The sequence below is a fragment of the Streptomyces sp. Ag109_O5-1 genome (genome assembly GCF_003814875.1).
In the GTDB taxonomy this organism is placed as follows: Bacteria; Actinomycetota; Actinomycetes; order Streptomycetales; family Streptomycetaceae; genus Streptomyces; species Streptomyces sasae.
The window spans coordinates 9,111,569-9,132,555 of the sequence record NZ_RKQF01000001.1 but is presented as its reverse complement, the minus strand read 5'-3'; the positions used below and the strand labels follow the sequence as shown (position 1 = coordinate 9,132,555).

18 protein-coding genes are annotated in these 20,987 nt (G+C 71.1%); 5 read left to right on the top strand and 13 right to left on the bottom strand.

Annotated features, from left to right (window positions below):
* Positions 1-27: 27 nt before the first annotated feature.
* From EDD90_RS41600 to EDD90_RS57855, 7 genes are all read right to left on the bottom strand, one after another.
* Positions 28-1,107 carry a S1 family peptidase gene (locus EDD90_RS41600; protein ID WP_123978254.1) on the bottom strand — a complete coding sequence of 360 codons (1,080 nt, stop codon included), beginning with the start codon at positions 1,105-1,107 and terminating at the stop codon, positions 28-30.
* Between the two features lie 231 nt (positions 1,108-1,338).
* Positions 1,339-2,166 carry a slipin family protein gene (locus tag EDD90_RS41595; protein WP_123982185.1) on the bottom strand — a complete coding sequence of 276 codons (828 nt, stop codon included), beginning with the start codon at positions 2,164-2,166 and terminating at the stop codon, positions 1,339-1,341.
* A gap of 122 nt (positions 2,167-2,288) precedes the next feature.
* A complete protein-coding gene (locus tag EDD90_RS41590; RefSeq protein ID WP_123978253.1) occupies positions 2,289-3,188 on the bottom strand; it encodes a S1 family peptidase in 900 nt (299 codons plus the stop codon).
* 218 nt (positions 3,189-3,406) lie between these two features.
* Positions 3,407-4,183, bottom strand: a complete 777-nt coding sequence (locus EDD90_RS41585) for a DUF1684 domain-containing protein (protein ID WP_123978252.1) — start codon at positions 4,181-4,183, stop codon at positions 3,407-3,409.
* Between the two features lie 44 nt (positions 4,184-4,227).
* The gene (locus EDD90_RS41580; RefSeq protein ID WP_123978251.1) at positions 4,228-5,070 is read right to left on the bottom strand and encodes an LLM class flavin-dependent oxidoreductase; all 843 of its coding nucleotides are present in this window, start codon (positions 5,068-5,070) and stop codon (positions 4,228-4,230) included.
* 87 nt (positions 5,071-5,157) lie between these two features.
* Positions 5,158-6,915 carry an FAD/NAD(P)-binding domain-containing protein gene (locus EDD90_RS41575; protein ID WP_123978250.1) on the bottom strand — a complete coding sequence of 586 codons (1,758 nt, stop codon included), beginning with the start codon at positions 6,913-6,915 and terminating at the stop codon, positions 5,158-5,160.
* Positions 6,916-7,505: 590 nt separating this feature from the next.
* Positions 7,506-8,744 carry a DUF5685 family protein gene (locus tag EDD90_RS57855; protein WP_260328458.1) on the bottom strand — a complete coding sequence of 413 codons (1,239 nt, stop codon included), beginning with the start codon at positions 8,742-8,744 and terminating at the stop codon, positions 7,506-7,508.
* 255 nt (positions 8,745-8,999) lie between these two features.
* Here EDD90_RS57855 and EDD90_RS41560 point away from each other — a divergent pair, with 255 nt between their 5' ends.
* Positions 9,000-9,443: a cell division protein SepF gene (locus tag EDD90_RS41560; RefSeq protein ID WP_123978249.1), complete on the top strand. Its 444-nt coding sequence runs from the start codon at positions 9,000-9,002 to the stop codon at positions 9,441-9,443.
* A 37-nt stretch (positions 9,444-9,480) separates the two neighbouring features.
* Here EDD90_RS41560 and EDD90_RS41555 read toward each other — a convergent pair whose 3' ends face one another.
* Complete coding sequence (locus EDD90_RS41555; protein WP_123978248.1) at positions 9,481-10,674, bottom strand: acyl-CoA dehydrogenase family protein; 1,194 nt, start codon at positions 10,672-10,674, stop codon at positions 9,481-9,483.
* A gap of 324 nt (positions 10,675-10,998) precedes the next feature.
* Positions 10,999-12,606, bottom strand: coding sequence for an MFS transporter (locus tag EDD90_RS41550; protein WP_123978247.1), 1,608 nt, complete (start codon positions 12,604-12,606; stop codon positions 10,999-11,001).
* A 260-nt stretch (positions 12,607-12,866) separates the two neighbouring features.
* Here EDD90_RS41550 and EDD90_RS41540 point away from each other — a divergent pair, with 260 nt between their 5' ends.
* Positions 12,867-14,126 carry a mannosyltransferase family protein gene (locus EDD90_RS41540; protein WP_123978246.1) on the top strand — a complete coding sequence of 420 codons (1,260 nt, stop codon included), beginning with the start codon at positions 12,867-12,869 and terminating at the stop codon, positions 14,124-14,126.
* Between the two features lie 238 nt (positions 14,127-14,364).
* Complete coding sequence (locus tag EDD90_RS41535) at positions 14,365-15,399, top strand: phosphatase PAP2 family protein (RefSeq protein ID WP_123978245.1); 1,035 nt, start codon at positions 14,365-14,367, stop codon at positions 15,397-15,399.
* A gap of 107 nt (positions 15,400-15,506) precedes the next feature.
* Here EDD90_RS41535 and EDD90_RS41530 read toward each other — a convergent pair whose 3' ends face one another.
* Both EDD90_RS41530 and EDD90_RS41525 read right to left on the bottom strand, forming a co-directional pair.
* Positions 15,507-15,722, bottom strand: coding sequence for an I78 family peptidase inhibitor (locus tag EDD90_RS41530; RefSeq protein ID WP_123978244.1), 216 nt, complete (start codon positions 15,720-15,722; stop codon positions 15,507-15,509).
* Between the two features lie 439 nt (positions 15,723-16,161).
* Positions 16,162-16,836, bottom strand: coding sequence for a transglycosylase family protein (locus EDD90_RS41525; RefSeq protein WP_123978243.1), 675 nt, complete (start codon positions 16,834-16,836; stop codon positions 16,162-16,164).
* 541 nt (positions 16,837-17,377) lie between these two features.
* Here EDD90_RS41525 and EDD90_RS41520 point away from each other — a divergent pair.
* Both EDD90_RS41520 and EDD90_RS41515 read left to right on the top strand, forming a co-directional pair.
* Entirely contained in the window at positions 17,378-18,160 is a 783-nt protein-coding gene (locus tag EDD90_RS41520; protein ID WP_123978242.1) for a hypothetical protein, read from the top strand.
* A gap of 163 nt (positions 18,161-18,323) precedes the next feature.
* Positions 18,324-18,731 (top strand): hypothetical protein, encoded by a 408-nt coding sequence (locus EDD90_RS41515; protein WP_123978241.1) that lies wholly within the window; start codon positions 18,324-18,326, stop codon positions 18,729-18,731.
* Between the two features lie 69 nt (positions 18,732-18,800).
* Here EDD90_RS41515 and der read toward each other — a convergent pair whose 3' ends face one another.
* Together der and EDD90_RS41505 are read right to left on the bottom strand one after the other, a co-directional pair.
* Positions 18,801-20,285: a ribosome biogenesis GTPase Der gene (gene der, locus EDD90_RS41510; RefSeq protein ID WP_123978240.1), complete on the bottom strand. Its 1,485-nt coding sequence runs from the start codon at positions 20,283-20,285 to the stop codon at positions 18,801-18,803.
* Between the two features lie 77 nt (positions 20,286-20,362).
* On the bottom strand, positions 20,363-20,950 hold the full coding sequence (locus EDD90_RS41505; RefSeq protein ID WP_123982180.1) for a 1-acyl-sn-glycerol-3-phosphate acyltransferase: 588 nt from the start codon (positions 20,948-20,950) through the stop codon (positions 20,363-20,365).
* Positions 20,951-20,987 lie beyond the last annotated feature (37 nt).

Sequence of the window (20,987 nt, the reverse complement as noted above, 5' to 3'; positions counted from 1 at the left end):
CGGGGCCGCGCGGGGTTGCCGCGTGCGTCAGCCGATCTGGGTGCCGGTGGCCGACAGCGCCTTCGTCACCGGCTGGAAGAACGTCTCCCCGCCGGAGGTGCAGTCGCCGCTGCCGCCGGAGGTCAGGCCGATCGCGCTGCTGCCCGAGAAGAGCGAGCCGCCGCTGTCGCCGGGCTCGGCGCACACATCGGTCTGGATGAGCCCGCTCACCGTGCCCTCGGAGTAGTTCACCGTGGCGTTGAGACCGGTGACCGTGCCGTCGTGGACCTGGGTCGTGGAGCCGCTGCGGGTCACCTTCATGCCCACGGTCGCCTCGGCCGCGCCCGTGATCTTCTGGGTGGAGCCGTTGTAGAGGTCGACCTCGCTCGGGTGGTCCACCTCGGACGTGTACTTGACCAGGCCGAAGTCGGTGCCCGGGAAGTTGGACTGGGCGTTCTGGCCGATCACGTTGCCGGAGGAGTCCGACCAGGTGGAGATCGCCTGGGTGCAGTGCCCGGCGGTCAGGAAGTACGGCTGGCCGCCCTTGACCACGTTGAAGCCGAGCGAGCAGCGCCCGCCCGAGCCGCTGATCGCGTCGCCGCCGGCGATGAAGGGCTTGAACTCCCCCTTCGAGTGCCGCAGTTCGACCTTCTCGCCGAGCCCGTCGGCGACCTTGGTGAGCTTGGCCAGCGCGGCCCCGGTGACCGTCCTGTCGGCGGTGACGACGACCTTGTTGCCGACCGGGTCGGTCGCCCACGAGGTGCCGGGGATGGTGGCGTCCTGCTTCAGCGTGGTGCGCGCGCCGTCGAGTTCGGCGAGGGAGTTGGCGACGAGTCTCGCCTTGGCCCCGGCCGCCTCGACGGCCTTCGCGGCGGTGTCGTCGAGCACGTTGACGACGAGGTTCTTCGACTGCGCGTCGTAGTACGTGCCGGCCGCGTCGGTACCGAGGTCGGCAGCGAGCGTCGAGGCGAGCTTTCCGGCCGCCGGGGCGGACAGGATCTGCGGCAGGGCGTCCTTGGCGGGCTCGCTCGCGTTCGCAGTCTGGAAGGTCACTCCGGCGGCGACGAGCGCGGCTACGCCCGCGCCTGCCATGACCGCCCGGCGCCCGGGTATGCGTCGGTGCTTCAACTCGCGTCCTCCTGTGGGGGGTCGGTCCGTGAGGTTGTGGGGACCTCTGGGACCGGAAGGCTGGTTGACGGGCGCCTACTATTCCGAGACCCACAGGGAGCACACAAGGTCGACTTCAGGACGCGCGTGCGCGGATGTTGTGCGCCCCGGTGCCCGAGCCGTTCACAGTCGCCCCAGGAGGATTTGCACTGCAAACACCACGTGCGAGTAACGGGCGGCGGACAGTGACCTCTACCCCTGGCCGGAATTCGCCCCTGCAGACCCGCCCGCACCATCAGGCCCTGCTGCCGGGGGCAGTTGCTGCTGAGCCCGCTCCAGGAACCGCAGCAGCTCCACCGGGAACGGCAGCACCAGGGTCGAGTTCTTCTCCGCGGCGACCGCCACCACCGTCTGCAGCAGCCGCAGTTGCAGCGCGGCGGGCTGCTCCGACATCTCCTTGGCGGCCTCCGCGAGCTTCTTGGAGGCCTGCAGTTCGGCGTCGGCGTTGATGACCCGGGCCCGGCGCTCCCGGTCGGCCTCGGCCTGCCGGGCCATGGACCGCTTCATGGTCTCGGGCAGCGAGACGTCCTTGATGTCGACGCGGTCGATGGTGACGCCCCACTCCACGGCCGGACTGTCGATCATCAACTCCAGGCCCTGGTTGAGCTTTTCACGGTTCGACAGCAGGTCGTCCAGCTCGCTCTTGCCGATGATGGACCTGAGCGAGGTCTGCGCCATCTGCGAGACCGCGAACCGGTAGTCCTCGACCCGGACGACCGCCTCGGCGGGCGAGGTCACCCTGAAGTAGACGACCGCGTCGACCCGTACGGTCACGTTGTCCCGGGTGATGCCCTCCTGTGCGGGCACGGGCATCGTGACGATCTGCATGTTGACCTTCTGGAGCCGGTCCACGAACGGGACCACCATGGTGAACCCGGGTCCGCGCACCTCCGGCCGGAGCCGGCCGAGGCGGAACACCACGCCCCGCTCGTACTGTCTGACGACCCGTGCCGCGGCCAGCGCGTAGACCGCTCCGACGGACACGAGAGCGGCTCCCGCCGCCACCAGCGCCTCGACCATGCCGTCCCCCAAGGGGTGACTTCCAGGATCCTTCGACGGTAACCCCGCCCCCGGGCAAAGGGGAGCCCCCGTACGCCGGTTGCGTACGGGGGCCACTGCCGGGAGCTGATCCGTACGGATCGTCAGCCGACGCTCACGCCGTAGTAGCTCAGCGCCTCGGTGACCGGCTGGAAGAAGGTCGTACCGCCGGAGGTGCAGTCGCCGCTGCCGCCGGAGGTCAGACCGTAGGCGACGGAACCGCCGTAGAGCGGGCCGCCGCTGTCGCCGCCCTCGGCGCAGACCGTGGTCTGGATCATGCCGTAGACGATGTCACCGCTGCCGTAGTTGACGGTGGCGTTGAGCGCGGTGACCCGGCCGCTGTGGGTGCCGGTGGTCGAACCGCGGCGGTACACCGTGGTCCCGACGCTGGGCGTGGCCGCGCTGGAGATGGTCTGGCTGCCGACCGCACTCGGGTGCGCGATCGAGGAGTTGGTGTACTTCACCAGCGCGAAGTCGTTCGTCGGGAAGCTGTAGCTGACGTTGGTGCCCAGGACCGTGGTGTGGCCGGAGTTGCTGTACCAGGTCGAGGCGACCTCGCCGCAGTGCCCGGCGGTCAGGAAGTAGTACGTGCTGCCGCTGTGCACGTTGAAGCCGAGCGAGCAGCGGTAGGCGCCACCGTAGATGGCGTCGCCGCCGGTGATCAGCTTCTTGAAGGTGCCGGGGGTGCGCTTGATGGTGAGCGCGCCGGAGTTCGCGCCCGCCTGCCGCTTGATCTTGGCGATCTCGGCGTTGGAGACCGTGGAGTCGGCGGTGACGACGACACGGTTGGTCTTGCTGTCGACGGACCAGGCGGTGCCGGGGATGTCCGCCTTCAGAACGGAGCCGTTCACGGCCTTCAACTGGGTCGCGCTGAAGGTGTGAGCGTCACTCGCGTTCGCGGTGGGGACGGCGAACGCTGCCGCGGCCAGGAAACCGGTGCCCACGGCGATCAGCCGGGTCCGTCTCGTGATACCGCTGCGGGGGGTCGTGCGCTTGATCCTCACTTGTCGTTCCCTCCCAGGGGAAGTCGGGGGCCCGCGTGGGGTCGGGGCCCGTGAGGCGCAGCCAGGGGAGACGCCCGGATTCCGAACACGCAGTGCCCCTGACAAGCGCTGTGGGGGAGTATTCGGGCGAACGACAGGTGACCGCAAGGGTGCCTTTCGGCCGTGCGACTGTGAATGAACTGTGGCTGCTTTATAGGCTTTCGCCCCCGCCGTACCTCTCAGCCCAGCCGGCGCTCCCCCGCCTCGACAGCGAGGTCCAGCGTGTTCCCGGGCGGCGGGAAAGGGCAGATGAAGTGGTCCGCGAAGGCGCACGGCGGCAGCTGCGCGCGGTTGAAGTCGACGGTGGTGGAACCGTCGGCGGCCGGGGCGGCCGAATAGAGGAACCTGAACCGGAAACTGCTGTGGCCGCTGGTGGCATCGGCGAACACCGCCCACAGCCGCCCGTCGACCTGCTCGGCGACCCGGAGCGTCCGCCCCTCGCCCGCCACCGTGAACGTCAGCTCCCCGGCGAGCGCCAGCCCGCGCTCCACTCCGTCCGCGGTGGGGACGCGGACGGTGCGCTGCTCGTCGTACGGCGTGAAGCGCCCGGGCACCGACCAGTCCGGGTCGTAGGGGACGGCGTCGATGCCCCGGAAGGCGCGGCGTGTCCCGGCGGCCGGGTCGTAGTCCCGTACGCCCCAGACGCCCTCGCGGATCAGCACGACCAGCCGCCGCTCGCCGAGCGTGACCCGGGCCGCCGGTTCGCGGTCGGCGTCGAGCCGGATCTCACCGGCGAAGGGCTCGCCGTCCACGGCCAGGCCGTCAGCCGCCACCGCGGTGAGCACGACAGTGTCACCGTCGACCGCCCAGGCGCCGGGGACGCCGGGGAGCCGGCCGTCCGCATGGTCCTCGATCCAGTGGGTGCCGACCAGCGCGAGCGGCCCGTAGGGGTCCGAGACGGTCTCCACGCGGTGTTCGTGCCAGCGCTTCCAGTCCTCGAACGCGTCCGCGGTCATACGATCAGTCCTTTCACGGTTCTCTTCATGATGCGCATCGTTTTTCACGGCGCCGCCAACTGGTCGGCGGGCCGGGCGAGACCGAGGTGCTCGCGCAGGGTGCTGCCCGGGTAGAAGGTGCGGAACAGGCCGCGGTGCTGGAGCAGCGCCACGGTGCCGTTGACCAGCCGTTCCAGGTCCCGGCGCGGCTCGGCGGGGACGAGGTGGAAGCCGTCGGTGGCGCCCTCGCCGTGCCAGGTGGCGATGAGTTCCGCCAGATCGACGGGACCGCCCCGGTACAGCGGGCCCTGGACCGTCTGCCGGGGCCCACCGCCGCCGTGCCCCGGCTCGGCCGCGCGCTCCCCGTCGCCCAGATCCACCATGAGGCTCACCAGTACCCGCAGCGCGTCCGGGTCCCTGCCCGCCGCCACGGCCTCCGCCCGCAGTTCGTCCCGTACGGCGGCGGCCTGCGCGGAGCTGGCGGCCCGCACGACGGCGACATCGGCGTACCGGGCCACGGTCCGCCGGGCGGTCCCCTCGGTGGCGTCGGCCACCCGCACCGCGTACCCCTGCGAGGGACCCGGAGCATCGCTCCCGTCGCTCCCGTCGCTCTCGTCGCTCCACCAGCCGACCCGGCCCAGACCGGCCTGGTCGAGGTGGGCGACGGTGGTCCGGGGGGACGTCCCCACCGGCACCAGACCGATCCGCCGGGTGGCCGGGGCCACCAGAGCCAGCACGGCGAGCGCGTCGGTCTCCGCCCACCCGAACCGGCCGTCGAGCGTCACGAAGTCCAGCCCCCCGCTCTCGGCGAGCCGCACCAGTTCGACGTGACGCTCCTCGTCGAACGCGCCGACCTGGTCCACGGCGGCGGCCAGATGCAACAGCCCCCGGCCGTACGAGCCGGTCATAAGACACCAACCTCTCCGAAAGACATCCGCAAACCCCTCCTCCTCACAGCACCTTGGACAGAAACACCGGGACCGGACGGCGACGGACTACGCGGCGGCCCGGTCCGCGAGCTCGCGCAGGAAGGCCAGTGCCGTGCGCGCCGTGGCGTCGTTCTGCCGGAACGCGGGCCCTCCGGTGCGCGGCCGGGTGAACGCGCCGGGCGTACGGCCGTCGGTGAACGGCCCGAGCGCGAACCGCCGGGGATGCGGACGCCCGCCCCCGTCGAGGATCCGCCCGTCGGCGGGGTCCACCCGGAGCAGCCCGTCGGGCGTCTCGGCGGCGCCGTCGCCCTGCAACTCGCGCAGCAGCGCGTCCCGGGCCCGTCCCACGGTCGGTTCGGGCAGCCGGGCCTCGACAAGGGCCCGCGCCTCCACGACGAACCCGGGCACGGTGTCGGCGGACGCCCGGAACACGCCGTCCTGCGCCGCCACGGTCATCCCGGCGCCGACGAACTTCAGCACCCCCGCCCGGGACAGCGCGAGCAGCTGCCGCAGCCGGGGCCCGGGCGGCCCGGAGGCGAGATAGCTGAAGAACCCGTGCCACCAGGGCCCGATGTTCCCGAGCCGGACCAACTGCCCGTAGACGGAGAGCAGTCCGAGGAACACCGCCAGGTCGGGGCTGTACCCGGGGTCGTGCCGGCGCCCCAGATCGGCCTCGACGTACTCGCGCAGCCCTTCCTGGAACTCCTCGTGCGAGGCGTACCGCACCCCGTCCAGCGGCCGGTCCAGCGCCGCGAGATCGAGCCGGTCGGCCGGGTCGGGTACGGCGGCTGCGGCCAGCGCCCGCAGTTCGGCGTCCCCCTCGGCGGCGGCGTACTTCTCCTCGAAGTCGCGCCAGGCGACCGCCGTCCGCTCGGGATGGACGGTGAACAGCCGGTGGTAGTGGGCGAACCCCAGCTCCTTCGCCACCAGCGGCCACACATCCCGCCGGAAGTCGAAGCCGTCCGGCCGGGCGAGCAGCTCGGCGACCTCGCCGGGCCCGAAGAAGCGGGGCAGCGGCGGGCGTTCGCCGGTCCAGTCGTAACCGATCTTCGAGTGGTACGGCACCCCGCGCCGCGACCCGACGTACAGCACCGGTTCCCGCCCGGACGGCACATAGGTGTCACCGTCGTACCGCCCGCCCCGTCCCTCGGTGAGCAGGACCATCAGGTCGACGAAGGCGAGACCGAACCCACGGACGAGCACCGGCTCGCCGGGCCGCAGTGCGGACAGGTCGCTGTCGGCGGTGAAGTCGGGCGGCAGGTGGACCAGGCCGTGTGCGTCGGCGTACGCGGCCAACGCGGCCTGTTCCGGATCGAGTTCGGCGTCCAGGTGACCCAGGGCGAGGACGACCAGGTCGGCGAGGAGCGGGCGCGGGCGGCCCTCCAGCCAGACCTGCTGGCGTCCCTCGCGCGGCCCGCTCACCCGCAGGGCGCGGCGCGGGTGGTGGTGGACGGTGATGCCGTCCGGCAGGTCGGCGACGGCACGGTCGTAGACGTGGCGCAGGTAGCGGCCTTGGATCTGCCGGTCGGCGAAGGTGGTGCCGGCCAGGCCGGCCCACTCGTGCAGGGTGGGGCCCTCGCGTACCGGCCCCGCCATGGTCACCGTCTCGTCGGTGAACATGGTGACGTCCTCGGCGTGCGAGTTCATCCACAGCAGCGGCGACTGGGCGGCCCGCCAGATGCGTCCCGCGCCCGGTGGATGCGGGTCGACCAGATGGATGTCGAGGCCCGAACCGGCGTACAGCTCGGGCGCGTTGGCGGCGATGCGCTCCAGGAGACCGGTCCCCCGCGGCCCGGCCCCCACGATCACCAGCTGGGGCTTCATCGGGCCGTCTCCACCGAGGAGACGGCGAGCTCGGGTATACGGGGGACGGCGGGGGCTGTGGCAAGGGTGCCGGATGACATGCGAAGGCTCCGTGACAGATCAATCGAGCACGGTGGGTGCGGTGGATGCCTTCACACGGAGCGCCGCCGCGCGGCGCTCTTACGGCCGAGCCCCTCAGCAGGGCCGTCCGTCGACTCTACGGTGCCGTTTCCCCTCACTGTCAAGGTTGTCCAGAGTGTGAGCGGTGCGTCTCATGTCAGTTGACGGAAAACCGGAGACCTGTTCCACTTGGCTCATGCATCCGCAGCAGTGGCTGGTCACCCGCTCCCACATCGACTTCGGTCGAGTGTGGTCCTGTTCCTGTTGAGCTGACCCCCTGCGCGCCCCGCCGACGGCGGGGACTCTTCGCGTTCTTCCTCGCGCTTCACCCTCCGCCTTCACACGCGCACCCCTCCCCTCGCGCCCCGCACTCAAGAACAGACGCCGGATTCACGCGCCCCAAGGGGCGCGGAGCTGCACAGATATGCGGCTCCGCCGCGTGGGCGCGAGCAACCAGACACAACCCGCACTCGCCCCACGCCCCGCGGCGACTAGCGCACGGCCATCGCCCTCTTCCTCGACCCGGACCTCACCCCGATCACCCGGTCCATCAACGCACCCAGCACATCCCGCACCGACCCGCGCTCCCGCGCGTCGCACTCCAGCACCGGGACATCGGCGCCCAGGCCCAGCGCCTCCCGGACCTCCTCCAGCTCGAACCGCTCGGCGCCGTCGAAGCGGTTCACGGCGAGGACGAAGGGCGCCCCGTGGGCCTCGAAGTAGTCGACGGCGGGGAAGCAGTCCTCGATCCGGCGTGTGTCCGCGAGGACCACCGTGCCCAGCGCGCCCTCCACCAGGTCGTCCCACAGGAACGAGAACCGGTCCTGCCCGGGAGTCCCGAACAGATACAGCGCGATGGACGGATCCAGCGTGATCCGGCCGAAGTCGAGGGCCACGGTGGTCGTCGTCTTGGACTCGACCCCGGCGAGGGAGTCGATGCCCACCGACACCTGGGTGATCGCCGCCTCCGTGTCCAGCGGTTCGATCTCCGAGATCGCGCCGATGAACGTCGTCTTGCCGACCCCGAGCCCTCCGCTCACCACGATCTTCACGGCGAGCGGCACGCCCCTGTCAGAGCGCCCGGACATGGTCCCCAGCAGATGCGCGAGCCGGCCGAAGTAGCGCCCGGCCTCGGCGAGCGGTCCGGCGTTGCCTGGCCGGCCGGCCAGGACTGCGGTGTGCGCGAAGGCGGCGGCGGTGGCCGTCTCGGTGGGTTCGGTCACCGTCAGCAGGGGCGTCCCCGGTCCCGCGAGCGCCTCGATGCCGAGTTGCCGGTCGACGGCGTCGACGAGGATCCCGGTGTCGAACCCGACCGCCGTACCCCCGCGGGCCCCCGCCCGCCCCCAGCCGGTGGCGACCCGGCGGGCGGCGGCCGCGACCGGACGGCGCGCCAGCAGACCGTCCCCGTCGGCGACATGGTCACGCACCTTGGCCGAGGCGAGCACCAGCGAGACGGCGGCGGCGAGCCGCGTGCCCTCGCCCCGCGCGACGGAGGCGGTGCGCATCCCGCGCAGGGGGCACGGCCCGGCCGTACGCCGCCAGTCGTCCGGCCGCGGTGCCTGAGCCTCCGTCAAAACGGATATCAGCAGTCCGTCGTAGTTCGTCACGAGCCGTGCGAACTGACCGTGGTCACCGCGCAGCGCGAGACACAGCCCGCACAGGTGCGCCATCCACTGGTCCCTGAATCTCTTACCGAGCCGATGACCACACGGTCTGACCATCCCGAACACGTCCGAAATCCCCCTCAACCGGTTCACCCGGACGTACGGTTCGTCACCCATACGCCCGGAACAATCATATTTCACTCACAGTCAGCAGCCGTGTGAGCTAAGGCCCTTGGCACAACTGGGCTCTCGACGTATTCGCTCTGCACCAGTACCGTCACAAACCCCCCGCGCGGCGTCTATCCACTTGGCGCGCCATCCGCATCATGGACGACCATAGGGATGCGGAAGCATGAAAGACCGCTGTGAGAGGAGGCGTCCATGGGATCGGTACGCAAGGCGAGTGCCTGGCTTGGCCTCGTCGACGACAACGATGACGAGCGCTACTACGACGACGACTACTCCGAAGGGACCGAGCAGCCCCACGGGGATGCCTGGGTCACCGACCCTCGGGTCAGGGTGGCCTCGGACACCGCCGAGGAGAAGGGCCGCCGGATCGGCACGGTCACCCCGGACAGCTTCCGGGACGCCCGTGCGATCGGTGAGCTGTTCCGCGAGGGCGTGCCGGTCATCGTGAACCTCACGGCCATGGAGCCGGGCGACGCCAAGCGTGTCGTCGACTTCGCGGCCGGGCTGACCTTCGGTCTGCGCGGCACCATCGAGCGGGTCGCCAACCGGGTCTTCCTGCTGACCCCCTCGAACACCGAGATCGTCAACGGTGAGCCGGCCAGGCGCCGGGAGGACGGCTTCTTCAACCAGAGCTGAGGCAGGGCCGCTCACCGGCCCTGCCCCCGCGCAGGGTTCACCGGAAGGCGTCGAGTCCGGTGAGCGCCTTGCCCAGCACGAGCTGGTGCATCTCGACGGTGCCCTCGTAGGTGAGCACCGACTCGAGGTTGGTCGCGTGCCGCATCACGGGGTACTCCAGCGAGATCCCGTTCGCCCCGAGAATCGTCCGCGCCGTACGGCAGATCTCGATCGCCTCCCGTACGTTGTTGAGCTTGCCGAAGCTGACCTGCTCGGGACGCAGGCGGCCGGCGTCCATCCGCCGCCCCAGATGATGGGCGAGCAGGATCCCCTTGTGCAGTTCGACCGCCATGTCGGCGAGTTTGGCCTGGGTGAGCTGGAAGCCGCCGATGGGCCGACCGAACTGCTCCCGCGACTTCGCGTAGCCGACTGCGGTCTCGAAGCAGGTGCGGGCCGCGCCCATGGCGCCCCACACGATCCCGTACCGGGCGTGCGACAGACAGCTGAGCGGCCCCTTGAGCCCGGTGACCTCGGGCAGTACGGCATCGGCGGGCAGCCGTACGTCGTCCAGCACCAGCTCGCTGGTGACACTCGCCCGCAGCGACCACTTGTGCTTGATCTCGGGCGCCGAGAACCCGGGTGTGTCGGTGGGCACGACGAACCCGCGGATGCCGTTGTCGCTCTGCGCCCAGACGACGGCGACGCCCGCCACCGAACCGTTGGTGATCCACATCTTCCGCCCGTTGAGCACCCAGTCGCCGCCGGGGTCGCGCCTGGCGTGCGTCCGCATGGCGGCCGGGTCGGAGCCGTGATCCGGCTCGGTGAGCCCGAAGCACCCGATGACGTCACCGGCGGCCATGCCCGGCAGCCAGCGCTGCTTCTGCGCCTCGCTGCCGAAGCGGTGGATGGCGTACATGGCGAGGGACCCCTGCACGGAGACGAGCGACCGGATGCCCGAGTCGGCGGCCTCCAGCTCCAGGCAGGCGAGCCCGTACTGCACGGCGGACGCGCCCGCGCACCCGTACCCGTCGAGCGACATCCCGAGGGCCCCGATCGACCCGAGCTCCTTGGCGAGCTCCCTGATGCCGGGCAGCTCACCGCTCTCGTACCACTCGGCGACGTACGGCAGCACACGGTCCGCCGCCCAGCTCCGCACGGTGTCCCGCACGGCGAGATCCTCCGGCTCCAGGAGATCGTCGATACCGAGCGGGTCACCGGGATCGAACGGAGGCAGCTTCACGGACGCGGACATGAGAACCCTCCCAAAAACTAGCACCGCTAGTTACATCGGCTATGTGCAGTCTCCCTGTTCTCCCACCTGCGCACCACCCGTGCGAGTCACCAACAAGGTGGACGTCGCCCGTGGGGCGCATTCACCGCCGGCGGCCGCCGGTCTCCGACGCAACCCACGGATCCCCATCGCACCCGCCTCACCCCGCACCCCGCGGCCTGCGGCCCGCAGGCCGCAGCCGCCAACGGCGAACGGCCCCCACGGGAGAGGTCCACCTTGTTGGTGACCCGCACGGGCGGTGCGTGGGCGGGGAAAGCCCTGACCCGCACACGGGAGAACGCAGCGTCAGGCCGAGACGCGGGAGCGTGAAGGTTCCCGGGGGGCTGGGACCTCCACCGGTCTGTCCTCGCACTGCATGGCCCGCGGCAACCGCAGCGCCATCACCGCCCCCAGGAGCAGCAGCCCCGCGCTCACCAGCAGCGTCACATGCAGACCGTGCACGAAGGAGTCCCGCGCCGCATGCCGCAGCGCCGCGCCCGCCGCTCCGCCCAGCCGCCCGGCGACCTCGTACGCCTCCCCCAGCGAGTGCCCCGCCGCGGCCGACGCCGACGCCGGTACGCCCGGCACCCGGGACAGCCCCGGCGTGTACGCCGCGTTCATCACGCTGCCCAGCAACGCGATCCCGATCCCCGCGCCCAGCTGGTACGAGGTCTCGCCGATCGCCGCCGCCCCGCCGGCCTGCGCCGCCGGCGCCTCGCTCAGCATCGACTCGTACGCCCCGAAGAGCGTGGTCTCCAGCCCGAACCCGAGCAGGAGGAAGCCGACCAGCAGCAGGGCCGCGTTGTCCGTCCCGCCCATCGCCGTCAGCGTCAGCACCGCCGCCGCGGTCAGGCAGAAGCCGAAGCACACCATCCGGCGCGGCCCGAAGCGCCGCAGCATCCGCGCCCCGGCCAGCCCCGCCGCCATCGCGGCGAGCGTCAGCGGCAGCAGTCGTAGACCCGTCTGCAGAGGCGACAGGCCCAGGACCAGCTGCAGGTACTGCGCGGCGATCAGTTCGAGACCCACCAGCGCGAGCATCGCCAGCACGATGCAGCCGACCGCCGTACTGAACGCGGGCCGCCCGAACATCCTCAGGTCCACCAGCGGGAACGTACGGCGTCGTTGCCGTCGTACGAAGAGGAACAGCAGCAGCGCCCCCAGCACCAACGGCACCACGGTCAGCGCACTGCCCGCCGGCTCGCCGCCGCCCAGCCGCTTCACGGCGAAGACCACGCCGAACAGACCGGCCGCCGCCATCAGCGCGCCGACCACGTCCCAGGGGCCGTCGCGGTCGCCGCGGGACTCGGGGAGGAGAAGGCGGCCCACCGGGAGGCTGACCAGCATCAGCGGGATGTTGACCAGGAAGACGGAGCCCCACCAGAAGTGTTCGAGGAGGAAGCCGCCGAGGAGGGGGCCGACGGCCGCGCCGACCGCGGCGACCGCGCTCCAGATGCCGATGGCGAGGGCCCGCTCACGGCGGTCGGGGAAGACCTGCCGGAGGATCGACAGTGTCGCGGGCATGATCATCGCACCGCCCACACCGAGCAGCGCCCGCGCCATGATCAGCATCGCCGCGCTCGGCGCGACCGCGGCCGCCGCGGAGGCGACGCCGAACAGGGCATAGCCGAGGAGCAGGACGCGCCGCCGGCCCACGCGGTCGCCGAGCGTGCCGAAGAGGATCAGCAGCGAGGCGCAGACCAGCGGGTAGACGTCGACGATCCAGAGCAGCTCCATGGCGCCGGGTTTGAGGTCCGCGGTGACGGCGGGCACCGCGACATGCAGCACGGTCGCGTCGAGGGCGACCAGCAGCAGGCTGACGCAGAGAACGACGAGGACGACCCAGCGGTTGGCACCGGCACCGGCCACGGGCGCCCGACAGTGCGGCCGTGCGGCCGCCGTGGTCGTCCCGGACATCTACGAACCTCCCAGATGATCCCTCGCGTGCGGCGGATCGGCGGGGTGGGGACTCCCCGTCGTACGGCCGGAGAGGAGCGGGGTCTCCGGCCCGCGCATACGAACGCGAGTGACACGTCAGCGTACGCGAGTTCGTTCCGGGGGCACGTGGCGGACCTCTCACACTCTCCACAGAACTCATGTGGCGTACGCCACTGGCCCCGCTGTGCACCACGCCCCGGCGAGGCCTCCGGTTCCGCGGCCCGTCGATAATCGAGCCCGTGACCGATCTTGGAACGCCCCTTGCTCCACCGCGCGCCCCGGCCCCGCGCCGGGCGGCGCCGGCCCTGCTCGGGTACGTGGCCGTGCGCGCCCTGGGCCTGGTCGCGCTGGCCGTGTGGAGCGGGGCGCGCGGCAAGAGCGCGTACCACTTGTTGACGGCGCGCTGGGACTCGCTGTGGTACGTGCGGGTCGCCGAGCTCGGGTACGGCTACGAGGTGCGGCTGCCGAACGGCGACGTCCACTCCGACCTCGCCTTCTTCCCGCTGCTGCCCTGGCTGGAGCGCCTGCTGCACGCGTGCACGCCCTTCACGTACGCCGGCGCGGGCTTCACGGTCAGTCTGCTCGCCTCGCTCGCCGCGGCCTGGGGGATCTTCGCGGTCGCGGACTTCGTGTACGGCCGACGGGTGGGGGTCTGCGCGGTGCTGCTGTGGGCCGTGCTGCCGGTCGGGGTCGTGCAGTCGATGGCGTACAGCGAGTCGCTGTTCACGGCACTGGCCGCGTGGTCGCTGTACGCCGTGCTGACCGGTCGCTGGGTGACCGCCGGGGCGCTGGCGGCGCTGGCGGGGCTGACCCGGCCGGTGGGTCTTGCCGTGGTGGCGGCGGTGTGGACGGCGGGGGCGGTCTCGTTCGTGCGGGATCGGAGCGGGGGCGTGCGGGACCGGGGTACGGATGATGTGGGCGGCGCGTATGAGAACGAACACGCCCCCTCCTTGTCCAGCGCCGCCCGCGCCCGGCGCATGGTGTGGACGACCGGCGCACCGCCCTGGCGGCGCGCCCTCGGCATGCTCCTCGCCCCCGTCGGCACCGCCGCCTATGTCCTGTGGGTCGGCCACCGCACCGGCAAGGGCCCGCTCGGCTATCTGGACGTCCAGGCGGGCTGGCGCAACGGCTTCGACGGCGGCTATGCGTTCGCACGCTTCGTCGGCGACAAGTTCACGTCATTTCCGTCCGCTCCGGCCGGAGCGGGTTTGATCGTGGGCGTCGGCCTCCTGCTGTGGCTCTACGTGACCGGCGTCCGCCAGCGGCAGCCGCTTCCCCTGCTGGTCTACACCGGTGTCGTCCTCGCACTGGCACTGTGCGCGTCGAGCTACTTCGGTTCCAAGCCGCGGCTGCTGATGCCGGCCTTCCCGGTGCTGCTGCCCCTCGCCCTGGCCCTCGCACGGCTGCGCACCGGCAGAACGGCGCTGGTCACCGCTGGGATCGCGGTGGTGGCGGCGGTGTATGGCGCGTTCTGGCTGAACGGCTCCGGGCCTCCATGATCATTTCGGTGGCGCCGATGAGCAGCCGGAGAATTCCGCCCCATGCCTTGGTTAACGAATTCATAAGCGGCATAAAACGGCGACCCGGCATGATCAAAGGAATTGAAGGGCAGACACGCCGAGGATTACGGAATCCTTAGAATTCGGAGACCTCCTGAGAGGTTTCCCACATCACATCGTCATCACAAAGCCGCTGTTTCGACCGGGAACAGAGCTCACTCGCTGTAACGTCGATTGAGTGCGTACCGAACGAAACCTGACCCGTCTGGACCGGGTGTTCGCCAGGCTGGACCGTGAGCCGGAACGGCCGGCCCACATTGATGTGCCGAAGATGAGCCGGCACCGGGTCGTGTTGTTCACCGCGACCCTCGCCTTCTACCTGGCGATCGTGTGGGCCGTCGTGATCACGTCGTGGCTGGTCCGGCTCGACTGGCAGGTCATGTTCTTCCGGCCGTACCAGCAGTGGGCGGGGATCCACTGGTTCGTCGATTACTACGTGGTCCTCGGCCAGCGCGGCCCGACGGCCGTGATGGTCGCGTCCTGGCTGGGCTGGCGCTCGTGGCGGCAGCACACCCTGCGTCCGCTGCTGACGCTCGGTGTCTCCCTGCTGCTGCTCAACATCACGGTCGGCGCCGCCAAGCTCGGCATGGGGCGCCTCGGACCGCACTACGCGACCGTGATCGGCTCGAACGAGATGGGCCTGGGCGGCGATATATTTCCCAGCGGCCATACCGCCAACGCGGTGTTGACCTGGGGAATTCTGGCGTATCTGGCCTCCACCCCGAGAGCCCGCCGCTGGCTGTCCGCGGCCTCCGCGATCACCTCCCTCGGCGTCGGCATGTCCACCGTCTACCTCGGTACGCACTGGCTGAGCGACGTGTTGCTGGGCTGGGCCGCGGGACTGCTGATCCTGCTGGCGCTGCCGTGGTGCGAACCGTTCATCGACCGCACCGAGACCCAGATCTTCGACCTGCGCGACCGTCTGCGCGACCGCCGGCGCTCCCGCCGCGGCAGCACGGTGCCCGCGCCGGTCCCGGTGCCGGTGGCGCTCAAGCCGCGTCCGGCGCCCGCCGGGGACTCGCCGGCCCCGGAGCTCGAACCGGTCCCCTCGGGCCGCCAGCCCCGGGCCCCGATCCATCTCGCGCCCGGCCCGCACACGGCCCGCTCGGAGCGCACCCCGGTGACGCCGGCGGGCAGCCGCCGGCCACCGCACTCCGACCGCCTGCCGCGCGGCACCGCCACCCCGGCGGCCCGCCCGCTGACCGGCGGCTGACGGACGGATCACGGAAGCACGGCGGGGTCCGGTACGCACGAACCAGCCCCGCACAGCGAAAGGCCCCGGTTCCCCCTGCGGGAACCGGGGCCTTCGCCGTCGTACGGTCAGCCCTTCCAGGCGCGCGCCACGACACCGTCCCGTACCTCGAAGTTGAGCCGCCCCGCCCGGTACTCCATGGTGATGATCGCGCCTGGCGGCAGCGCACGCACCGTCGGCCACCCGCGATCCCGGGCGAGCCGCTCCGCGTCGCCCGCGTCGAGGCCTACGTACCCTTCCGGGCTGTCCTGGGGCTCCGTCGGCGGAGTCGGATTCGGTGCCATGCGGTCACGCTATCCCGAGTCCGGCCCCGGTCACACTTCTGTCACAGAATCACGACACACGTTTGTGCCGAAGCCAGTCACACGTACGAGCGGTTCCGTACGCCTTCCTGGCGCATTCGAACGCAATTCCCTGAAGCCGGTAGGGTCTTCCGAAAAGCCGCCGGAAAGGACCGGGAGCAAGGACCGGAAGCCGGGGACAAGGGCGCCGCCTGGGCCCAATTCATTCCGAATCCACAGACCGTCGCGGCAGCTGACACCGCATAAGAGTTTCACGGCTTCGGCACAGAACCCCCCTGCGGCGGCGGGCCGACCCGTGCGTGAATCGGCATCACATCGGAACGCACGGCCTCGTTTTGGAGCATGCACCCGCCGCCCCCGCACAACACACCACGCCCCGCCCGGTCGGACCGGGCGGGGCGGTGCGGAGCAGGGGTGCGCGTCAGAGCGCGAGGTGCTGCCCGGGCATGATGAGGTTCGGGTCGCCGCCGATGACGGCCTTGTTGGCGGCGTAGAGATGCTGCCAGGTGGTGCCGTGTCGCTCGGCGATCTGGCTCAGGGTGTCGCCCTCGCGGACGGTGTAGTCGCCCCGGGACGAGCTGCGGCCGGTGTGCGGCGTCGAGCGCTGCGGCGTCTTCGCCGCGGGGGTCGACTTCCTGACCGGCGTCGACTTCGTCGCCGACTCCGTGCTGCTCTTCGTGGTCACCGAGGCGCTCTCGGGCGCCGAGCCGGTCGCTCCGGCCCGCCCCGAGCAGACCGGCCACGCGCCCCAGCCCTGGGCGTGCTGAACCTTGGTGGCGACGGCTATCTGCGCTTCCCTGGAGGCCTGGTCGGCCGTCCCCGCGTAGGCGGTGCCGCCGTACGCGCGCCAGGTGGAGGCGGAGAACTGGAGTCCGCCGTAGTAGCCGTTGCCGGTGTTGATGTGCCAGTTGCCGCCGCTCTCGCACTGGGCGATGCGGTCCCACACTCCGTTGTCCGCCGCCGCGGCGTTGCCGGTCGCGGCCAGCAGGCCCAGCGGGGCGAGCAGCGCCGCTCCGGCCAGGGCCGCCGTCGTACGGCCCTTGCGGGAGCCGTTCTTGGCGACGGTCTCACGGGTGGTATCGGCACACTCGGACATGTATTTCCCTCTCCACGTACCCGGGCTCCCCCGGGCGAGGCGCGGCCCCCGCGCATGGACGCGGTCGGTCGCGCTCGCCCCGTCCGCCGCGGCCGGTCCCTGCGGTGGTGCTCTGCCTGGTGCCGGCCGGCGGACGTACCCGAGCGGTGCTAGTTGCACACGGCGGAGGAATCTAGGGACCGGGAACGCCCGAAATCAACCAACTGCCCGTCAGGCCAGGCCAGTTCCGCGTTACCCGTGGTAGCATCGATTTTCGGCCACCCACTTCATTCCCTGATTTCATGATTTGTCGACCATGGGTTCGACGAATCTGTGATTCACTTCACCGCGTCAAATCCCTTTGGCTTGCGAAGAGTTGACGATGAGTGCGGGATTCCGCACCGAGTGTGACCCTGCGCAGTGGATGGTTCGATCCCGATCCCCTCGGTGCGTGACCCCCACCACAGATCACCCGTTGTCTTCTTCATGAGCCCGCAACCCCGGGGGCTCACGGACCGGGAGCCACCCGGGCCTTCACGCACCGCATCCCGAGGGAGCCACCGTGCCGCGCATGCTCGACGTCAGCGACGAGGTACGCGCCGAGATCGGCGACGAAGAAGCCGACCGGCTGCTCGCCGGAGACAACGCCCCCGGCAGTTACGACTGCACGTCGTGCCGTACCCCGGGCGACTCCGAACAGGAGCGCACCAGCACCGTCCTGTTCATCGGGGACGAGACCGCCGTCCTCGCCTTCGCCCATGCCAGCTGTCTGCCCTCGCAGGTCGTCCAGGTCACCGAGGAGCAGCTGCAGGGCGCGGTCCGCTCCATCAGCGGCGACAGCGCGCCCGGCGGGCCGCAGAAGTCCGTGCCCGAGCAGGCGGTGCTCGGGGTGACCAGCGGACTGGTGCTGATCGCCGGTGAGTTGCACCCCGCGCTCGTGGTCGAGCCGACCTCGCCGATCGCGCGGCCCGGCACGGACGGGGTCGGCGACGACTTCCTGCCGCTCCTCATCGAGCAGGGCTTCATGCCGATGACCCAGCTGGCCGCGGTGCCGCCGGTGCTGCACGGGTGGTCGGTGCTGCTGGCGGTGGGTCAGCTGCACGCGGTGCTGCAGCCGGGGCCGACCGGCGGCCAGCCGGTCGCCTGGTGGCAGGCGCACCAGCCGTTGCAGGTGACCGACGGATGGCGGGCGGCGGCGAACAAGCACCAGCAGGTGCTGATGTTCGCGGCGCCGGTGGGGTCGATCGGGCGGCAGCCGCGCGAGGACCTGCTGCGGGATGCGATCGACAAAGCGGCCGCGAACGGGAAGCTGGTGGCGGCGGCACTTCCACTTGCGGGGCTTTGAGGTTCACCCAATGGGGTGGGGGGCTGCGGTTCGGTGGCGGGTGCGGCGCCGTCGTGGTTTCTCGCGCCCACGCGGCGGTAGCCGCAAATCCAATGCAGCCCCGCGCCCCTAAAGGGGCGTCAACAAGCCGCATCTCTTCACGAACCCGGTCGTTTGGACATACGTGCACGCATACGACCTTCCCCCCCGCCGGCCGTCCTTCTCCGTCATTCCGCCCGCTCGGACGGCTCAGGAGGCCTCAAGCAGGGTCTCGGCCACGCCGATCTACGACTCGCTCTACACGGAGTGGGTCAAGAACTTCCGTACGCTGCCGGGTGACCGCAGCGGCGAGGAGGAACTGGGGTTCGTCGCCTTCGGGAACACCCCGTTCAGCACCGGCACCTACGGCCTGGGGTCGTACGGGGGGAGCTCGTACAGCGCGTACAGCGCGGGTGCCTACAGCGCCCGGCACGGCGGCGATCAGCCGCAGCCGCCGCAGTGGCAGCGGATCGGGACGCTCGGGCGGTCCCAGGACACCGGGATGAGCCCCCTCCCCGCGGCGCTTCCGCCGGGCCCGCGCCGGGGTCTGTGACACATGCCTGAGGGGCGGCCACCGCGGACGGTGGCCGCCCCTCAGGCGTGCGCCTACTTCTGCATGCGCCTACTTCTTCTTCGCGCCGCGCTTCTCGCGGACCCGCACGGAGATATGGATCGGGGTGCCCTCGAAGCCGAACTCCTCGCGCAGCCGGCGCTCGATGAAGCGGCGGTAGCCGGCCTCGATGAAGCCGGAAGCGAAGAGGACGAACCGCGGCGGCTTGGTGCCGGCCTGGGTGCCGAACAGGATGCGCGGCTGCTTGCCGCCCCGGACCGGGTGCGGGTGGGCCGAGACCAGCTCGCCGAGGAAGGCGTTGAGGCGGCCGGTGGGGACGCGGGTCTCCCAGCCGGCCAGGGCGGTCTCGATGGCGGGGACCAGCTTCTCCATGTGCCGGCCGGTGTACGCGGAGACGTTGACCCGGGGCGCCCAGGCGACCTGGCCGAACTCGGTCTCGATCTCCCGCTCCAGGTAGTAGCGGCGCTCCTCGTCGAGGGTGTCCCACTTGTTGTAGGCGATGACCATGGCGCGGCCCGCCTCGACGGCCATGGTGACGATCCGCTGGTCCTGGACCGAGATGGACTCGGAGGCGTCGATCAGGATGACCGCCACCTCGGCCTTCTCGACGGCGGCCGCGGTGCGCAGCGAGGCGTAGTAGTCGGCGCCCTGCTGGAGGTGGACGCGCTTGCGGATGCCCGCCGTGTCGACGAACTTCCAGGTGATGCCGCCGAGTTCGATCAGCTCGTCGACCGGGTCGCGGGTGGTGCCGGCGAGTTCGTTGACGACGACGCGCTCCTCGCCCGCCACCTTGTTGAGGAGGGAGGACTTGCCGACGTTCGGGCGGCCGATGAGGGCGATCCGGCGCGGGCCGCCGAGGCCGGCGCCTCCGAAGGTCTGCGCGGGCGCGTCGGGCAGGGCCTCCAGGACGGCGTCGAGCATGTCGCCGGTGCCGCGGCCGTGCAGGGCGGAGACGGGGTGCGGCTCGCCGAGGCCGAGGGACCAGAGGTAGGCCGCGTCGGCCTCGCCGCTGGGGCCGTCGACCTTGTTCGCGGCCAGCACGACCGGCTTGCCGGCCTTGCGCAGCAGCCGTACGACCGCCTCGTCGGTGTCGGTGGCGCCGACCTTGGCGTCGACGACGAAGACGACCGCGTCGGCCGCCTCGATCGCGTACTCGGCCTGGGCGGCCACGGAGGCGTCGATACCGAGGACGTCCTGCTCCCAGCCGCCGGTGTCGACGACCTTGAAGCGGCGGCCGGCCCACTCGGCCTCGTAGGTCACGCGGTCGCGGGTGACGCCGGGCTTGTCCTCGACGACGGCCTCGCGGCGCCCGATGATGCGGTTGACCAGAGTCGACTTGCCGACGTTCGGGCGGCCGACGACGGCGAGGACGGGCAGCGGGCCGTGACCGGCCTCCTCGATGGCACCCTCGACATCCTCGATGTCGAAGCCCTCTTCCGCGGCGAGCTCCATGAACTCCGCGTACTCGGCGTCGCCGAGCGCCCCGTGGTCGTACTCGTGCTCAGCCGAGTCGCCGGGCTGGCTGTGGTCGTTCATGAAGTCCGTACCTCGTCGTTCATCGTGGTGATCGGTGGATCGGCCGCATACCGGGCAGATCCACTACTTAGTGTCGCCTAGCGTCCGGTCAGACGCCTGGCGTTTTCCAGGTGGCCGGCGAGCTGCTTCTGGATGCGCTCGGTGGCCTCGTCCAGGGCCGTGCGGGTGCGTCGGCCGCTGCCGTCGCCCGCCTCGAAGGGGTCGCCGAAGACGACGTCGACGCGGGAGCGCAGCGGGGGCAGCCCCTTTATCAACCGTCCCTGCCGCTCGGAGCTTCCCAGTACGGCCACCGGGACGATCGGCGCCCCGGAGCGGACCGCGAAGTAGGCAAGGCCTGCGCGCAGCGCGGCGAAGTCGCCGTCGCCCCGGCTGCCCTCGGGGAAGATGCCGAGCACTCCCCCGGCCTCCAGGACGCCGAGCGCCCGGGTGACTGCCGTACGGTCGGCGGACTGGCGGTCCACCTTCAGCTGGCCGATCCGGGTCAGGAACGGGTCGAGCGGCCCGACGAACGCCTCCTTCTTGATGAGGAAGTGCGTCGGCCGGGGCGACACGCCCATGACCATCGGACCGTCGATGTTGTGCGAGTGGTTCACGGCGAGGATCGCCGGGCCGTGCGCGGGCACCTTCCAGGAACCGAGCACGCGCGGCTTCCACAGCCCGTACATCAGGCCGACCCCGATGCGCCGGCCGGTCTCGGCGCCC

Bases quoted from the DNA above. Each gene is read 5' to 3' on its own strand.
- EDD90_RS41595 (WP_123982185.1), bottom strand. From the start codon at position 2,166: ATGGTCGAGGCGCTGGTGGCGGCGGGAGCCGCTCTCGTGTCCGTCGGA.
- EDD90_RS41585 (WP_123978252.1), bottom strand. From the start codon at position 4,183: ATGACCGCGGACGCGTTCGAGGACTGGAAGCGCTGGCACGAACACCGC.
- EDD90_RS41580 (WP_123978251.1), bottom strand. From the start codon at position 5,070: ATGACCGGCTCGTACGGCCGGGGGCTGTTGCATCTGGCCGCCGCCGTG.
- EDD90_RS41575 (WP_123978250.1), bottom strand. From the start codon at position 6,915: ATGAAGCCCCAGCTGGTGATCGTGGGGGCCGGGCCGCGGGGGACCGGT.
- EDD90_RS41560 (WP_123978249.1), top strand. From the start codon at position 9,000: ATGGGATCGGTACGCAAGGCGAGTGCCTGGCTTGGCCTCGTCGACGAC.
- EDD90_RS41555 (WP_123978248.1), bottom strand. From the start codon at position 10,674: ATGTCCGCGTCCGTGAAGCTGCCTCCGTTCGATCCCGGTGACCCGCTC.
- EDD90_RS41550 (WP_123978247.1), bottom strand. From the start codon at position 12,606: ATGTCCGGGACGACCACGGCGGCCGCACGGCCGCACTGTCGGGCGCCC.
- EDD90_RS41530 (WP_123978244.1), bottom strand. From the start codon at position 15,722: ATGGCACCGAATCCGACTCCGCCGACGGAGCCCCAGGACAGCCCGGAA.
- EDD90_RS41525 (WP_123978243.1), bottom strand. From the start codon at position 16,836: ATGTCCGAGTGTGCCGATACCACCCGTGAGACCGTCGCCAAGAACGGC.
- der (WP_123978240.1), bottom strand. From the start codon at position 20,285: ATGAACGACCACAGCCAGCCCGGCGACTCGGCTGAGCACGAGTACGAC.
- EDD90_RS41505 (WP_123982180.1), bottom strand. From the start codon at position 20,950: ATGTACGGGCTGTGGAAGCCGCGCGTGCTCGGTTCCTGGAAGGTGCCC.